Here is a 15,718-nt window from a genome sequence, read left to right as displayed (position 1 = left end):
CGGTGGTTTCTTTGAATTTTTTGACTCTGTGACCCCACCAGCCCTTGTTCGGACCTCGCTATTCCACTGCTATTGGTTTGGGCTGTTGGCAGCGGTGTTGCGCATTGTGGCTATACTGCCAGAGGAAGTGACATCAATGACGAGGAGTCTTCCATGGCCTCTGCAAAGCCTGAAATTCCCAGAACAACGCCTTGTTCGGTTCTGGTCGAGGCAGGCAAGACCTATTTCTGGTGCGCCTGTGGGCGAAGCCAGTCCCAGCCATTTTGTGATGGTTCCCACAAGGGGACCGGCTTCACCCCGATAAAATATGTCGCGGAGAAAAAGGAGTGGGTCTGGTTTTGTGGCTGCAAACAGACGGGCACGGCCCCCCTGTGTGACGGTTCTCACAAGGCCCTTTAGGTAGCGCTGATGCGGTAGCCGGTGATGCCGTGAACCGGGTCCTGCAGGGCCAGGATGCGGAGTGTGGCCGGTATGGTGTTGCCATCGTGGTCAGCAGTCAGCAATGCCAGATCGATTCTCTGCATTTGCTTTTCGCTGCGTGCCGCCGCCAGGGCCTTGCGGAAATTGGGTTGGTTGTCGGGGGCGACCAGTTCCTCAAAGGGGGTTCCCGACAGGTCAGCGGGCGCCCGTTCCAGCCAGTCGGCGACGTTGGCCGATATGAAACCAATGTGGCCCTGTTCATCCAGTTCCCCGATCAGCGCGCCGGAGAGCGCCACCAGATCGCGGCTGCGTTGTTCGCTGTCGTTCAGAGCCTGACGCAGGATCGATTTTTCCACCTGAATATTACCCAGCCGCTGATCCAGTTTGTCCGTGGCCAGTTGCTGCTGGTCCACCTGGTTGCGGAGTGTGTGGATTCGCGCGCACAGCAGTAACGTCAGCGACACGCCAAGGGCGGTTATCAGGGCACCTGCTCCCCAGGTGACCAGTCGCGCCTTGTCGGCCTGCTGCCGGAACAAGGTATTATCCGGCATGGTGGTGATCAGCCAGTGGTGGTTCTCCAGGTTGATTTCCGAGCGCAGCGAGCCCGAGCTGTTCAGCGGCACGAGGGGGCCGGAATGGAACAGTGGCGTTTTGGTGTGGCGCTCCAGGGTGTCCACCCGTATCGCCGACAGGTTGGGGTAAGGTGGGGAAAACACCGACGCCAGCCATTGTTCCACCTGGCGCTCGGGGGACTGGGCGACAGCCCGGGCGTGCAGTTGGCTGACCAGGGCATCGTGCTGGGCGCGATAGGCGTGTTCAGCAAGGATTCGGGTGTGGTTTGCCAGTTGCTCGGCAGTAAACGCGGTGACGGTCAGGCCCGCAATCAGCACCACCAGTGGCACCCACAGGAAGGGGCGCCACAGTGAACGAAGGAATTGTCCCGGACTCCTGTTGAGACTGGTGCTTTCCATGGCTCCGTCCGTCTTGGCGATCGCAAGGATCTGGGGGCGGATGGAGGTACCCACCCGCAGACTTACACTTTAGACCAACGGTGCACTGGAGGGAAACCCGGCGTTCAGGCCTGAGCCTGTCGCGCGCCACCATAGATCAGCAGGAACACGCTGAATGCGGTGACAACCACCGACGGCCCGGCGGGCGTATCCAGGTGCCAGGACAGAGTCAGGCCACCGCTAACCGCCACGAAACCGAACGCGATCGCCAGCAGTGTCATGTGTTCCGGACTTTTCGCCAGGCGCCGGGCGGTGGCGGCGGGGATGATCAGCAACGCGGTGATCAGCAGTACGCCGACGATTTTCATGGCCACCGCGATGACCAGTGAGAACATCAGCATCAGCACCAGTCGCAGGCGTTCAACGGGAATGCCTTCCACCCGTGCCAGCTCTTCATGGATCGTGCTCATCAGCAGGCTGCGCCAGAGCGTCACCAACAGCAACAGAATCAGCAGGGCGCCACCGTAGATCCACACCAGATCATTGCGGCTCATGGCCAGCAGGTCACCGAACAGCAGCCCGGTCAGGTCGACCCGCACATCGGGCATGAAGCTGAGGGTAACCAGGCCGATGGCCAGCGCGCTGTGGGCCAGGATGCCCAGCAGGGTATCCGTCGCCAGTGTATGGCTGCGGCCCAACAGCACCAGGGCAATCGCGAGCACTACGCAGGTAATGATCACGCCAACGTTGAGGGGTACGCTGATCAGGAAGCTCAGGGCAATGCCCAGCAGCGCGGAGTGGGCCAGGGTATCGCCGAAATACGCCATTTTGCGCCACACCACGAAGCAGCCAAGCGGTCCCGCCACCAGGGCGACGCCAAGACCACCGAGCAGCGCCCGCCAGAAAAAGTCGTCCAGTACGGCATCAATGATGGGCATGATCGCACTCCTGGTGGCTGTCGTCCGTGATCACCCCGGACACCACATCGCCGTGCAGGTCGTGGCGGTGATTGTGATGATGGTGATACACCGCCAGGCTCTCCGCCACCGGCTGGCCAAAGGTTTCGATAAACGCGGGATCGTGGGAAATATCCGCCGGATACCCGCTGCAGCAGATGTGCTGATTGAGGCAGATCACCTTGTCGGTGGCGGCCATCACCAGGTGGAGGTCGTGGGAGATCATGATCACGCCGCAGTCAAGCTGGTCCCGCAGTTGACGGATGAGGTCGTAGAGCGCGGCCTGGCCGTTGATGTCCACGCCCTGCGCCGGCTCATCGAGTACCAGCAGGTCCGGCTTCCGCGCCAGGGCGCGGGCCAGTAGCAGGCGCTGCTTTTCGCCGCCGGACAGGTGATGGATGGAGGCGTCGATCAGGTGCCCTACGCCGGTTTTCTCCAGTGCCGCCAGGCATTCGCCCCGGGGCCGGCCGCTGAGCGCCATAAAGCGTTTGACGGTCAGTGGCAGGGTGGATTCCAGGGTCAGATGCTGGGGGACGTAGCCAACGGTCAGGTTCCTGGCAAGGGTAACCGCCCCCTCGGTGACTCGCTGGATACCGAGCACGGCCTTGATCAGGGTGGTCTTGCCGGCGCCGTTGGGTCCGATAATGGTGATGATGTCTCCACGATGGACTGACAGGTCCACCCGGTCCACCACGGGACGGTCGTCAAAGGCAACGGTTACACGTTCCAGGGTTACCAGCGGTTCAGTCATGGTGGGCGTCCGTATGACAGCCCGGGCAGAGTCCGGCGATCTCGATCATCACGTCTTGTGGCTGGAAGGCCTCGGCAGAGGCTGCCGCGGACACCGCATGGGCCACTTCCGGAGAGGTCAGTTCCAGCACGTTGCCGCAACTGCGGCAGATCAGGAACATACCGTTGTGGTGCTTGCCGGCATGAGTACAGCCAACAAACGAGTTCAGCGAGGCAATACGATGGACCAGGCCATGTTGCTGCAGGAAATCCAGCGCCCGGTAGACCGTGGGTGGGGCGGCGTTATGGCCGTCTTCCGCCAGCTCGGCGAGTACATCATAAGCGCCCAGGGGTTTGTGGGATTGCCAGATCAGCTCCAGCACCCGTTCGCGGGTGGGCGTCAGGCGCGCATTCTGTTGCTGGCAGATGGCGCGGGCATCCGCCAGCGCCTGGTCTACACAGGCATCGTGATTGTGCGGGCGATAGGGAAGAGCGCTGGTAGGCATGGCCACTGTCCTGGAGAATTTGCAACATTATAACATTTGCAAACGCCAGTACCATGCCCCGGTGTGTATGAGATCTCCCGTAGGTCGGATTAGCAAAGCGTAATCCGACAAATCACAGACGTTTCGAATCGGCTCAGTGAGCGACTTCAGCGGCCAGTGATTCCAGGTACTCCAGGTTCGGAATCCAGGCGGTATCGCCTTCCACCTCAACCTGCATCAGGTCGGCGGGGCCGGCTTCACCATCCAGCTTGCGGATCTGCTCTTCACTCAGGCGCGCCTGGCTGGGGATGCCCTGGGTTACCAGCGCCATGAACGGAACCTGCCGATGTTCATTGCCAATGGTATTCAGCACCACAATGCGGCCGCGGTTGTCGCCGGGAATGGTCAGGGTGGCGCCATTGGCAGCGTCGTAGGAAATAACCGGCAGGTCCAGTCCCCGCCAGTTCAGGTGCCCTACCAGCCACTCCGGCGTGTTGGCGCCGGCATCGGAGCTGGCGTAATCCACCACCTCGGCAATGGATACGTTGGGTAACAGGAGTTGTCTGCCGTTCATCGGGATCATGACGCAGGAGAGGGTTTGACTGTTATCGCTCATCACTCATTTCCTCAGGCGGAATCCCTTTTTTGCCGGCCCTTGAGCAGGCAGGATTCTTCAATCGTTTTGACTAGTTCCCGGGCCAGCTGTTCCGGCGTGCCGACGAAGGATGCGCAGCCGGTGGCGGCCACCGAGTCCGGCATGGAGCTGTTCCCGCAACTGTTGCTTTCCTGGACCCAGATCTTGCTGCCATAGGCTTTCAGCAGGGGGGCGGCAATGGCGCCGTCGTTGCCCATGCCGGAAAACAGGATAGCATGACAGCGGTTGCCGTAATGGTCACCCACGTTAAGCAGCACCTGGTCGATGGAAGGGCCGTAGGGGCCGGGCCAGGGCGATTCCTTCTCCGCCAGCGCACCCTCGGCGTTCAGCGTCCACTCCCGTTCCACCGGCAATAACACAACGTCGCCATTGCGAACCCGGTAACCCGGCTCCGCGCCCTTGAGCTGATAATGGGCATGGCGGCCGAGCACGCGGGTCAGCACGTCGGTGAAATTGCCATCGATATGCTGGGCGTAGATAAAGCCCACGGGCAGGCCGGGTGGCAGGTGGTCAAGGAAGCTTTTGACCGCTGCGGGCCCACCCAGGGATGCGCCGAGAATCCAGACTTGCTCCGCGATGGAGTCGGGGGCTGCCGCTGGAATCCAATGGGGCAGCTGGGGCGCATCCGTTGGTGACTGTTCGGCGAGCTCTTCAAGGCTGGCTTCCGAATCCAGTTCTTCCAGGTGGCCCAGTTGCTGTTCCAGTTTGCCGAGCAGCCGTTGCTCCCAGCGGAAATAGTCCGTGGTGCCGGGCCTTGGCGCCGGGTCCAGTCCGAACAGCACGGGCGCGTCGGTGTTCTCCAGCAGATGGTCAAACAGCACCGGGTGATCCGCTTCATCCTCCAGGGTGACCAGCCAGAGGCTGGCATCCGGAAATTCCGGGTAATCCTGCAGGCGGTCGGGATCTCCGGAAAAGCACACGTCGAGACCAAACTTCGACGTGGCCGCCTGCAGGCGGTGGCGCTGCAGGACAATGTCCGAAACGATCCCGACGCTCGGCCGGCCTGGCGACAGGCCGGTCATCACTGGTTCCCGGTCAGCCGGATAATGGTGTCAAGCAGCTCGGTTTCCTGGAATGGCTTGCCGAGGTATTCGTTGACACCAATGGCCAGTGCCCGCTCGCGGTGCTTCTCACCGGTTCGTGAGGTGATCATGCAGATCGGGGTGTCCCGCAGGTTGTCGTCATGGCGCACAAAGCTGGCCACTTCGAAACCGTCCATCCGGGGCATTTCGATATCCAGCAGGATAATGTCCGGGCGGTGATCCTGAAGCTGCGCCACGGCGTCGAGACCATCCTTGGCGGTGATGACCTCCATGCCGTTGCGTTCCAGCAGGCGTGAGGTCACCTTGCGCACGGTCACCGAGTCGTCCACTACCATCACCACGGTTTCGCGCTGTTCGTAGCGGGCGGACTCGCGGGCTTTCTCCATGCTGGCCAGGCGCTGGCGCTCGGACAGGATGTCGGAACGGATCATCGCCGGCAGGTCGAGGATCACCACCACGTTACCGTCACCGAGAATGGTGGCGCCGGAGACGCCCCGCACCGAGTTGAACTGCGGCCCCAGGGATTTCACCACGATCTCCCGGCTACCCATCAGGTTGTCCACCTGCAGGGCCATCGGCTGCTCCGCGCCGCGAACCAGAATGACCGGCAACGGCAGGGCCTGGCCCTGAAGCTTCGGATGGTGATCACTGTTGAGCAGGTTGCCCAGGTACTGCAACCGGTACTGCTGGCCGGCGTACTCATACAGCGGTGCGTCCGGTTTGTAGTATTCCTCAAGCTCGTAGGTGCTGACCCGCACAATACCTTCAATGGTGTTCAGCGGGATGGCGTAGAAATCCTCGCCGGTGGACACCATCAGGGCCCGGTTGACGGACACCGTAAAGGGCAGGCGTACGGTGAAGGTGGTGCCGCGACCCACGGTGGAGTCGATATCGAGGCTGCCGCCCAGCTGTTTGATTTCGCTGGCGACCACGTCCATGCCCACACCGCGGCCGGAAATCTGCGTTACCTGCTGGGCGGTGGAGAAGCCCGGCTGCAGGATGAACTGCAGGACTTCCCGATCGCTCAGGTCCTCGTCCGCCGACAGCATGCCCTGGCGAATGGCCTTGTCGCGGATCACGCTGGAGGGAATGCCGGCGCCGTCATCGATCATCCGCAGCACCACATCACCGCCTTCCCGGGTCAGTGACAGGGTCACTTCACCGGTTTCCGGCTTGCCCGACTTCTTGCGATCAGCCGGGGTTTCGATGCCGTGGTCCAGGGCGTTACGCAGCATATGTTCCAGCGGCGCAATCATACGCTCGAGGATGTTGCGGTCCATTTCCCCTTCCGGGTTGCGGACGTCGAATTCGACTTTCTTGCCCAGTTCGCCGCTGATCTGGCGCACGATGCGCCGCAGGCGGGGAACCATGGAAGCGAACGGAATCATGCGGGTCTTCATCAGACCTTCCTGCAGTTCCGTGTTGATGCGGGACTGCTGTACCAGCAGGGTCTCGGTATCCCGTACCCGGTCGGACAGGGTTTCACGCAGGTCCGCAAGGTCCGATGAGGACTCGGTCAGTGCCCGTGACAGCTGCTGAATGGAGGAATAGCGGTCCATTTCCAAGGGGTCGAAATCGTCGCCGTAGTCCGGTCCGTGTTCCTTTTCCGCACGGAACAGGATCTGGGTCTCGGTTTCGATTTCCATCCGCCGCAACTGTTCGCGCAAACGTTCGATGGTGGCCGCCATTTCATCCAGGGTGTGGCTGAAATCACTGCTTTGCTGTTCCAGGCGGCCACGGGTAATACTGGTTTCACCCGCCAGGTTGACCAGTTCATCCAGTAACGGCGCCGATACCCGGATGGTTTCCTGGGCCGCGCGCTGCACATCGGTCGCTTTCTTGCGGGGCTTGGCCGCTGACTTTTGCGGCGTTGGTGCTGGCGCTGGTTGAGACGGTTTCTCGGGCACCGGAGCCGGTTCGGCCGCGGGAGCCGCCGGCTTTTCTTCCGCATCCGGCTTCTCGGGTGCCGGCGCAGGAACGGCGCCACCTTGCCCGACGCCTTCGCGGATCCGGTTGACCAGCGCCACGATGGCGTCGTGATCGTCGGTAATGGTTTGCCAGGTTTTGTCGTCCGGGGCGTTGCCACCCAGGTCGATCAGCCGGGTTTCGAAGGCGTGGGCTTTGTCACCCAGTTCGCTCAGTTGTGACAGGCGAGCGCCGCCCTTGAGGGTATGCAGCGCGCGCTGGGCTTCCTGATTGAAGTGGTGGTTGGCCGGTTCCTTGCGCCAGTCTTCCAGCAGCTGTTCCAACTGGTCGAGGATCTCGCCGGCTTCCTCCAGGAATATATCCAGGACTTCAGGATCAACCTCTTCGTCCGTGGTTGCCGGGGACGCTTCCACGGGCGTTTCGTCCGCCGCTGCCCGGTGTGCGTCCTGCAGTGCCTGCACCAGTTTCGGATCGGGGTCTGGCTTGCCGCCCTCTTCCAGGCTGTTCAGCATGGTTTTCAGGCTGTCCAGAGCCTGATCGCTCAGTGTCAGCAATGTGGCCTGGTTGCTGGCGCCGCTGATCAGCGGATCAAGGGCATCGGACCAGGCCTCCGCGAGATCGGCAATGGGGTCGACGTCGGACAGGCGGGCGCCGCCCTTCAGGGTATGAAGTTCCTGCTGAAGCTGAGTCACACCACTGAGTTCGTCTGGTTCATCCCGCCACTGCGCCAGGCACTCGCTGACGGCGGCGTGAATTTCCAGCCCTTCGTCCAGGAAGATGCCTACCAGCTCGTCGTCGGTGGCTTCCGGTAAGGCTTCGGTCACGCTGTCCGGAACATCGGATGGCGCTGCATCGGCCACTTCCTGACGGGAGGGCACCGGTTTGCCGGAGAGAATCGCCTTGACTTCGGCGACCAGCTCGTCCGCTGACGGACAGGGCTTCTGGGTGGCAACCTGTTCGACCATCTGGGCCAGCCGGTCATGGCAGGCAAACAGCAGGTCGTTCATGTCATTGCTGGCCGCCAGTTGACCTTCGGCGACTTTCTCGAACAGATCTTCCAGTACGTGGGTGAGATCGCCAATGGCATCAACGCCGGCCATGCGCGCGCCGCCCTTGAGGGTGTGCACATCCCGTTGCAGCTCCGCGGCGATCGCCCGGTCGGAAGGGTCCTCACTCCAGGTGTGCAGGGCGCTGCCGGTGGAATTGATCAGGTCGTAGGCTTCTTCCAGGAAGATGCCCACCAGTTCCGGATCAAGGTGCGATAAATCGGTGGCTTCCGGTTCCGGCTCGTCCTGGAGCGGTTGGTCGTCCTCGGTCGGCGTGCTGACATCGGTGACCGGACGGGACCCGCGGGTGTTGTCCATGTACGCATGGATTTCACCAATCAGGTCCGGAGCCGGGCGCGGTGACTCCTGTTGTTCCAGCGCATCCACCATACCGGCAAGGCGATCATGGCTGCGGAACAGCAGGTCCGAGAGTTCGTCGGTAATGGACAGGCGTTGCTCGCTCAGGCCTTCGAACAGGGTTTCCAGTTCGTGGGCCAGATCCCCCACCGCCGGAATATCGGCCAGCCGTGCACCACCCTTGAGGGTGTGCAGGTCACGTTGCAGCAGTCTCAGCAGATCGAGGTTGCCGGTGTTGTCACTCCAGTTGTGCAGCGTGTCGGCGGAGCTGTTGATCAGGTCGCGGGCTTCCTCAAGGAAGATCTCCGCGAGTTCGTTGTCCATGTCTTCGTCGGTTTCCACCAGCGGAGGCTGCTCGTTGTTTCCGGCTGGACGCTCCTCTTCCTCCATGTCGAAACTGAGGTCAATTTCTTCCAGGTCGCCGGTGAACTCCTGCTCAAACGCGTCAGGCCGGGCTTCGCCGGATTCGCTCAGGTCGGCGGTCAATGCGGCCAGTTCGGCAATCAGTTCCTCGCCGGATTCCGTCGCCAGCCCGGCAGCCACCTGATCCATCATATTGATCAGTTGTTCGTGGGCGGCGCGCACGGTGGTGAAGAAGTCCGCATCCGGTGTGAAATCCGGGGAACCGGCACGCTCGTAGGTCTGGCCGAGGGCGCCGGACAGGCCGGCTACATCGGTCAGGCCGGCTTCCTGTGCGCCCTCGGTCAACTGGTGCAGCTCAACACCCAGTTTGTCGACGGCGGATGTCTTCTGCGGATCCGCAGCCCAATCGTCCAGAATGCGATCGGCGTCCAGCAGGATGTCGAGGCCCTCATTAAGGAACAGCTGAACCAGTTGTGGCGCGGGCTGTTGCCGGGGCGATTCGTTATCCACGCTGGTATGGCTGCGCAGGGTTTCCGCGGTGATGCTATCAAGGCGCTGCAGGTAATCGTCGGCGCCGTCCAGCGGGGCCTGTGGATCCTGTCGTAACTGGCTGAGCCCCTGGGTCAGGAAGTCGCAGGCTTCGGCGATCAGGCCGACGATTTCCTGGTCCGCTCGCTTGTTCTGCGCGCGGGATTCCTTGACGAAGCGTTCCAGTGGCGTGATCACCGCCGCAATCGGGGCAATGCCCGCCGTGTGTGCACTGCCCTTGAGTGTATGAAGGGCGCGGGAAAGATCATCGGTGTAGGCGACGGAGGCCTTGTCACCGGCGACTTCCAGGAATGCCTGCAGAGTCTGGAGGTGAGTTTCGGCTTCGCTCTCGAAAATGTCGAGCAGCACCGGATCTACGCTTGAGTCATCGTGTTCGGTGTCGACCGTTGTGCTATCCGCGTCGGCGGTTGCTGCCGGGTCGGATGCGGGCATTGCCGCTGCATCCGGAATCTCGCCGTTGGCCAGGGAGTTGGCGCGTGCTTCCAGGGGTGCGGTATCGCGGCTGGGGGCCTGGCGTTTCTCGAAGTCTTCCACCAGGGCGGGCAAAGCTGCGGTGACATCCTCCAGCAGAACGGAGATGTCATCGTTCATGAAAATGCTGCCGTCTATTACCCGGTTGAGCATGTTTTCCACGGACCAGGCCAGTTCGCCCACGACCAGTGCACCCACCATGCGACCACTGCCCTTGAGGGTATGGAAGGCGCGACGGACTTCCGACAGGGCGGTACGGTCATCATGCTGGCGCAACAGCATGGGCAGGTATTCCCGGATGGTGTCGAGGACCTCACCGGCTTCTTCGATGAAGATCTCGAGGATTTCGTCATCGATCAGATCGTCTTCATCTTCTGCAACGCTGGTCGCTGGCGCCTCCGCTTCTGCTTCCGACATGTCGGTGGCGGGCTCTTCCAAAACCGGCGTCGGCAAATCCCCGTCGGTTTTGCGGGTGGTGGACATGGCTTCGGCACGTTCGATCAGCTCAACCACATCACCGTCGGACTGGCCTTCGCGGAATTCGCGGATCAGGGACGGAATGCGGGCGTTCACGTCGTCGATCAGGGAGAACAGGTCGTCGTTGGGCCTGATGGTCTGGTCGATCACCCGGTTCAGCAGGTTTTCCACGGACCAGGCCAGTTCGCCAATGCTGGTGGCACCCACCAGACGGCCGCTGCCCTTGAGGGTGTGGAATGCACGGCGCACTTCCGACAGTGCTTCACGGTCATCGTGGTTCTGGCGCAGACGCGGATAGAATTCGTGGATGGTCTGCAGGACTTCCTCCGCCTCTTCCACGAAGATACCGAGAATCTCGTCATCCAGCAGTTCCTCGTCGGAGCCTTTGGCTTCGGCGGCGGCCGGCGGCATTTCCTCCGGAGCGGCCACCTCGCTGTCGACCACCGGAATATCCTCCTCCGACGGCTGCTGCCAGGTTGGCTCGGAACCCACGGGGAAGCCCAGGGACGCCAGGCTTTCTTCGGCGACGTGCAGAATGCTGTCGTTCTCGCCGATGCCTTCCGCCAGGCGCTCCAGGTAATACTCAATGCTGGTTACCGCATCCGCGAGGGTATCCAGTTGTTTCCAGTCCGGTACCTGCTTGCCACCCAACAACACATCGGTGATGTAGTGTTCGGCGGAACCCAGCATGTCGGCCACGCGGTCCAGGGGAATCAGCCCCAGGCCGCCGCGGATGCTGTGTAACAGACCGGGGACATGTTCGATTTCACGGACATCCCACTGGGATGCAATGAAGTTGACGATAGCGGTCTTCACCTGCTCCAGGGTGTTCCTGGATTCCCTTAACAGCGCACCACTGGCTTCACCGAGTTCACGGCTGCCAAGGTTGATAACCTGTTCACCATCGTCGGATTCGTGGGTTTCCTGGTAACGGTCGCTGTCCAGACCCGCCAGGCTTGCTTCGACGTAAAGCAGCGCTCCGGCAATGTCCATCAGGGTGCCGTCGTCGACAGCCTTGGGTTGTCTGGACAAGCGTTCCACCAGCTCGATCTGGTCGGTCACCACCTTGCGGGGGATACCGAGGCCGAGCACCGCCAGGGTATTGGCTACTTGCCTGAGCCCCGGCAACAGTTCTTCCAGCTCATCATTCTGCCTCAGCTCCGCCCGTACAAACAGGTCGAGCTGATCCTTGAGCTTGGCCAGTTCCTCGTTGAGGGCGCTGACCACGGAATGGATGGCTTCGCGACCGGGACCGGAGACCCGGGTCCTGGCGGCATCAACGTCGTCTTCCGACGGCAGCGCCTGTTCCAGGTGATAGTCCTTGCGCAGTTCCGCCACCCGGGGCGTGTCCAGATCGCGAGCTCGTGCGACATAGTAGAGCAGATGTTTGAGCAGGGCTTCCGGGATCGGCTGCTGAAGGATGTCGACATGCTCGTCGCTCAGGCGGCGGATCTCGCTGTCCAGTTCCCGCAGCAGGGATTTGACCGCAGTGTTCACCGGGTTGATACGGCTTTGCAGGGTTTCCACGAACGCCGAGGCCGCTTTCCAGAGTTCGCCCCTCGGGGTTGTCTGGCACAGCCGGATCAGCCGTTGCAGGACCTTCTGCATGTAATCGAAATGGGCGTCCAGATCCGCCTCGCGGACCACGCCAGCAAGGGCAAACTGGTACATCTGGCGCAGCTTGCGGATATGGCCAAGCACCTTCGGATCCTGCAGGCGCTGTGACGCATTGCTGGCGGCCCGCTGCTGTGACCGGCTCAGGTCAGGCTTGAACAGGGAGGTATCCGACAACAGGGACTCGCCACGAGCGGCCCGCAGGTCATTCAGCAGTGGCAGCAGCACCATGGGGAAATCGTCCTTGCTGGTGGCAAGGTGCTCCAGGTACTGGGGCAGTTGCAGGATGGCCTGCATCAGCACTTCAACGGCGTCGTCCACGCTGCCGACGGTATCGTTCAGTACCGCCTGGGTGAGCTTTTCCATTTCTTCGGTAAGCAGGGCAGCGCCATACAACTCCACCATCTGCAGGGTGCCGTGCACCTGATGGAGGTAGTTCAGGCAGAAGCGCAGACGCGCGGTATCGTCGCGGTTTTCGACATACGCTTCCAGTGCCTGCTGACCCTGGGTCAGCGTGTCCTGTATTTCGCCCCGAACCCAGTCCAGGGCGATGCTGTCATGGTGATTGCCCATAACCACTCCGGTTATTCTTCGTCAGTCTGGCGTTTGATCCACGCCAGCACATGTTCCGAGGGTACCCTCTGTAAGCCAGGGGGCTGCCAGTCGGTCAGCTCTCCCTGGCCCAGGACCAGCAACCCCCCGGGCGCCAGCCTTTCTGCAAGCCGCTTCACGATTTCCCGCCGACGCCAGCGCCGGAAATAAATCAGCAGATTCTGGCAGAAGATAATGTTCATCCCGTGCATCGGAGCCTCGTTCAGGTCCAGCACGTTCAATTGGGTGAAACACACCCGTTCCCGGATACTTTCGGTCATTTCCACGGCATTTCGTTCCGCCGGCCGAAAGTATCTGGCCTTGAGATCTTCATTTACGCCCGCCAGCTTGCGGGTATTGAACACGCCCTTGCGGGCTCTTTCGATGGCTGGCTTGCTGATGTCCGATCCGGTCACCCCGAACAGCGGTGGCAGCGCCAACTGGGTCATGCATTCGTCCAGAATCATCGCCAGGGTGTAAGGCTCTTCCCCGCTGGAGCAGCCGACGCTCCAGGCTTCCAGTGGTCGCCGTTTCAGCTGCTCCCGTGGCCGGGTCAGGACAAAGTCCGAGACGAACCGGAAGGCATCGGAATCCCGGAAGAACCGGGTTTCCTGAACGGTCAGGCGGTCAACCAGGGTTGCCCATTCCACAATGGCATCAGGCCCGGAGACGATCTGCTCGTAGTAGGCCTGATAGCTGTCGCAGCCAATTTCGCGCATCCGGATCCCGAGATTGGTCTCGAGAAACGACTGGCGGCCAGAGGCCAGAGTGATGCCGGTTCGCTGCTCCAGCAATGTTTGCCACTGGTGGAACTGCGCCTCATCCATTTCCGGAAGTCGGCGCAGGGACCAGATGCCCTCGGCAGGTGAGCGGTCGTCGCGTGTTTCAGCCATAAACCGTCAGTCGCCTCGGAAATTCGATCAGCCCACCACCGGGACGTCGCTGTCTTCCTCTTCCTGCTGTTCTGCCCCTTCTTCCTCAGGCAGGGTGAAGCCGGCAACGGAGGACCGCAGCTCGGACGCCATTTCTGCCAGGTTACCGATCGACTTCGCAGTCGCGTTGGTACCGGAGGAAGTCTGGGATGTGATTTCCTGGATAACGTTCATGGTGTTGGAAATGTGCGCCGCAGACGACGACTGCTGGCGGGCGGCGTTGGAGATGTTCTGGATCAGTTCCGCCAGACTCATGGATACGTTCTCGATTTCCTCGAGGGCGATACCCGCGTCCTGGGCCAGACGGGCGCCACGGACCACCTCAGCGGTGGTGTGCTCCATGGAGATAACCGCTTCGTTGGTATCCGACTGGATCGTCTTGACCAGTGCTTCAATCTGCTTGGTTGCCGCAGAGGAACGTTCCGCCAGGCGCTGAACTTCGTCCGCAACCACCGCGAAGCCCCGGCCCGCGTCACCGGCCATGGAGGCCTGGATAGCGGCGTTCAGGGACAGGATGTTGGTCTGGTCGGCGATGTCGTTGATCAACGATACGATGTCACCGATTTCCTGGGAAGATTCACCCAGACGCTTGATCCGCTTGGACGTTTCCTGGATCTGCTCACGGATGTTGTCCATGCCGCGGATGGTGTTCTGTACCACTTCCGCGCCTTTCTTCGCGATCGCAACCGACCGCTCCGCAACCGCAGAGGATTCAGCCGCGTTTGAGGATACCTGGTCGATGGACACCGCCATCTCGTTCACCGCCGCAGAGGCGCCGGCAATTTCCTGGGCCTGGTGCTCGGAAGCGTCGGCCAGGTGCATGGCCGTGGCCTGGGTTTCCTGGGATGCCGAGGCAACCCGTACCGCCGTGCCACGAATCGCCTGTACCAGACCGCGCATCTGGTCGATCGCGTAGTTGATGGAGTCGGCGATGGCACCGGTGAAGTCCTCGGTGACCGTGGCCTCGGTGGTCAGGTCACCATCCGCCAGATCGGCGAGTTCGTCCAGCAGTCGCAGGATCGCGTTCTGGTTCTGCTCGTTCTGCTCCTGAGTCGTCGCCAGACGCTCCTGGGCTTCGCGGTACAGCACCACGCCGATCAGGACCACAATACCGACCATGCCGGCAAGGATGATAAAGGCCAGGGTCGGGCCGATCAGGCGGGAGCCGGCCTGCCCGGTAAACTTGTTGGCCAGGACGGAAATATCGTCCAGCAGGATCTGGGAGTTCTGGAAGATGTCAGAGGCCGCGGTACGCACCTTGAAGAGGTCGGGAGAAGCTTCAAGGATGGCGTCAACGTTCTGGGAAACGAACTCGAACAGCTCGCCAACCGCTTCCAGGCCGTAGATGGCGTCTTCGTCATCCACGCGGGAGATGCCCATGGCCGGGTTGCCGTTCATCTGCCCCTCAAGTACGCGACCAAAGAGGCTGGCGTCACGGCCGAAACGGTCGGCGGCGATAACCGCGTCTTCGTCACCGGACAGTACGTTGTTTACAGAGCGAACGATACGCTCGGCCAGCAGGGACTGGCGCTGGGCCAGTGCCACCTGTTCCGCCGGGGCGTTGTTGTCCAGCAGGATCTGTACGATGTCATCGTACTCCACCTGCAGCTGGGGAATGGTTTCGTTCAGGGTTCGTGCCACTTCATGCAGGCCGAGGACCGCGTCCCGGGTGGACAGGATGCTGTCGGCGTTTTCACGAACCGCGTCCCAGTCGGCCTGAACGCTGCTTTCCCGGGCAAACTCGCTGGGCGGCAGGCCGGTTTCCGGGTTACCGTCAACCACGTAGGACCACAGTTGCTGGAACTCATCACGGGACCGGCGCAGCTGGTCGAAGGCCTCGGCGGTACCGCCGGCGGCTTCCGTCGCGTTCTTCGCGATTTCCTGTGACAGTACCCGCAGCTCGGAGGCGTGGGCGATGTATTCCTGGTCGTTCTGGCTGTCCTTGTTAATTATGAACAGGACCACAACAAGCAGGACGGTGAGTGCAATCAGTGCGGCAATCAGGCCGGCAACGAGTTTGTTGCCTCCCTGTCCCATACTGAATCTTCCGGCTCTGTTTTTCATTTTCTGGCTCCCGGCCTTTTCATTATATTGGCAAGTTTTCTTCTGCGTGCTTGGGCTGCAGGGATGACGCTCCTGCCATGGTCATCACCC

Annotated in this window: 10 protein-coding genes; 1 reads left to right on the top strand and 9 read right to left on the bottom strand. The window is 61.5% G+C overall.

The genetic code is table 11. The features are described 5' to 3' along the window. Nucleotides 1–153 precede the first annotated feature (153 nt). Nucleotides 154–399, top strand: a complete 246-nt coding sequence (locus ACJO5Y_RS19515) for a CDGSH iron-sulfur domain-containing protein (RefSeq protein ID WP_406989513.1) — start codon at nucleotides 154–156, stop codon at nucleotides 397–399. On the opposite strand, the gene ACJO5Y_RS19510 is transcribed toward ACJO5Y_RS19515, so the two are convergent. The 9 genes from ACJO5Y_RS19510 to ACJO5Y_RS19470 all read right to left on the bottom strand — a co-directional run bounded on the left by ACJO5Y_RS19510 (nucleotide 396) and on the right by ACJO5Y_RS19470 (nucleotide 15,628). Beyond that, nucleotides 396–1,445, bottom strand: a complete 1,050-nt coding sequence (locus ACJO5Y_RS19510; protein WP_406989512.1) for a PAS domain-containing protein — start codon at nucleotides 1,443–1,445, stop codon at nucleotides 396–398. The genes ACJO5Y_RS19515 and ACJO5Y_RS19510 overlap by 4 nt on opposite strands. A 50-nt stretch (nucleotides 1,446–1,495) precedes the next feature. Continuing rightward, nucleotides 1,496–2,308: a zinc ABC transporter permease subunit ZnuB gene (znuB, locus tag ACJO5Y_RS19505; protein WP_406989511.1), complete on the bottom strand. Its 813-nt coding sequence runs from the start codon at nucleotides 2,306–2,308 to the stop codon at nucleotides 1,496–1,498. After that, nucleotides 2,295–3,077 (bottom strand): zinc ABC transporter ATP-binding protein ZnuC, encoded by a 783-nt coding sequence (gene znuC / locus ACJO5Y_RS19500; RefSeq protein ID WP_406989510.1) that lies wholly within the window; start codon nucleotides 3,075–3,077, stop codon nucleotides 2,295–2,297. The genes znuB and znuC overlap by 14 nt, the downstream gene beginning before the upstream one ends. Continuing rightward, nucleotides 3,070–3,561 (bottom strand): Fur family transcriptional regulator, encoded by a 492-nt coding sequence (locus ACJO5Y_RS19495; protein ID WP_406989509.1) that lies wholly within the window; start codon nucleotides 3,559–3,561, stop codon nucleotides 3,070–3,072. The genes znuC and ACJO5Y_RS19495 overlap by 8 nt, the downstream gene beginning before the upstream one ends. Nucleotides 3,562–3,694: 133 nt before the next feature. Further along, on the bottom strand, nucleotides 3,695–4,156 hold the full coding sequence (locus ACJO5Y_RS19490; protein WP_406989508.1) for a chemotaxis protein CheW: 462 nt from the start codon (nucleotides 4,154–4,156) through the stop codon (nucleotides 3,695–3,697). An 11-nt stretch (nucleotides 4,157–4,167) separates the two neighbouring features. After that, entirely contained in the window at nucleotides 4,168–5,217 is a 1,050-nt protein-coding gene (locus ACJO5Y_RS19485; RefSeq protein WP_406989507.1) for a chemotaxis protein CheB, read from the bottom strand. Further along, nucleotides 5,217–12,614 (bottom strand): Hpt domain-containing protein, encoded by a 7,398-nt coding sequence (locus ACJO5Y_RS19480; RefSeq protein ID WP_406989506.1) that lies wholly within the window; start codon nucleotides 12,612–12,614, stop codon nucleotides 5,217–5,219. Before ACJO5Y_RS19480 ends, ACJO5Y_RS19485 begins: the two co-directional genes overlap by 1 nt. Before the next feature lie 11 nt (nucleotides 12,615–12,625). Further along, a complete protein-coding gene (locus ACJO5Y_RS19475; protein ID WP_406989505.1) occupies nucleotides 12,626–13,525 on the bottom strand; it encodes a CheR family methyltransferase in 900 nt (299 codons plus the stop codon). A 27-nt stretch (nucleotides 13,526–13,552) separates the two neighbouring features. Then, nucleotides 13,553–15,628 (bottom strand): methyl-accepting chemotaxis protein, encoded by a 2,076-nt coding sequence (locus ACJO5Y_RS19470; protein ID WP_406989504.1) that lies wholly within the window; start codon nucleotides 15,626–15,628, stop codon nucleotides 13,553–13,555. Between the last annotated feature and the right edge of the window lie 90 nt (nucleotides 15,629–15,718).

This window comes from Marinobacter alkalisoli, assembly GCF_045449855.1.
Classification (GTDB): Bacteria; Pseudomonadota; Gammaproteobacteria; order Pseudomonadales; family Oleiphilaceae; genus Marinobacter.
Note: the sequence above shows the minus strand (reverse complement) of the source record. Positions and strands in the feature narration are given on the sequence as shown.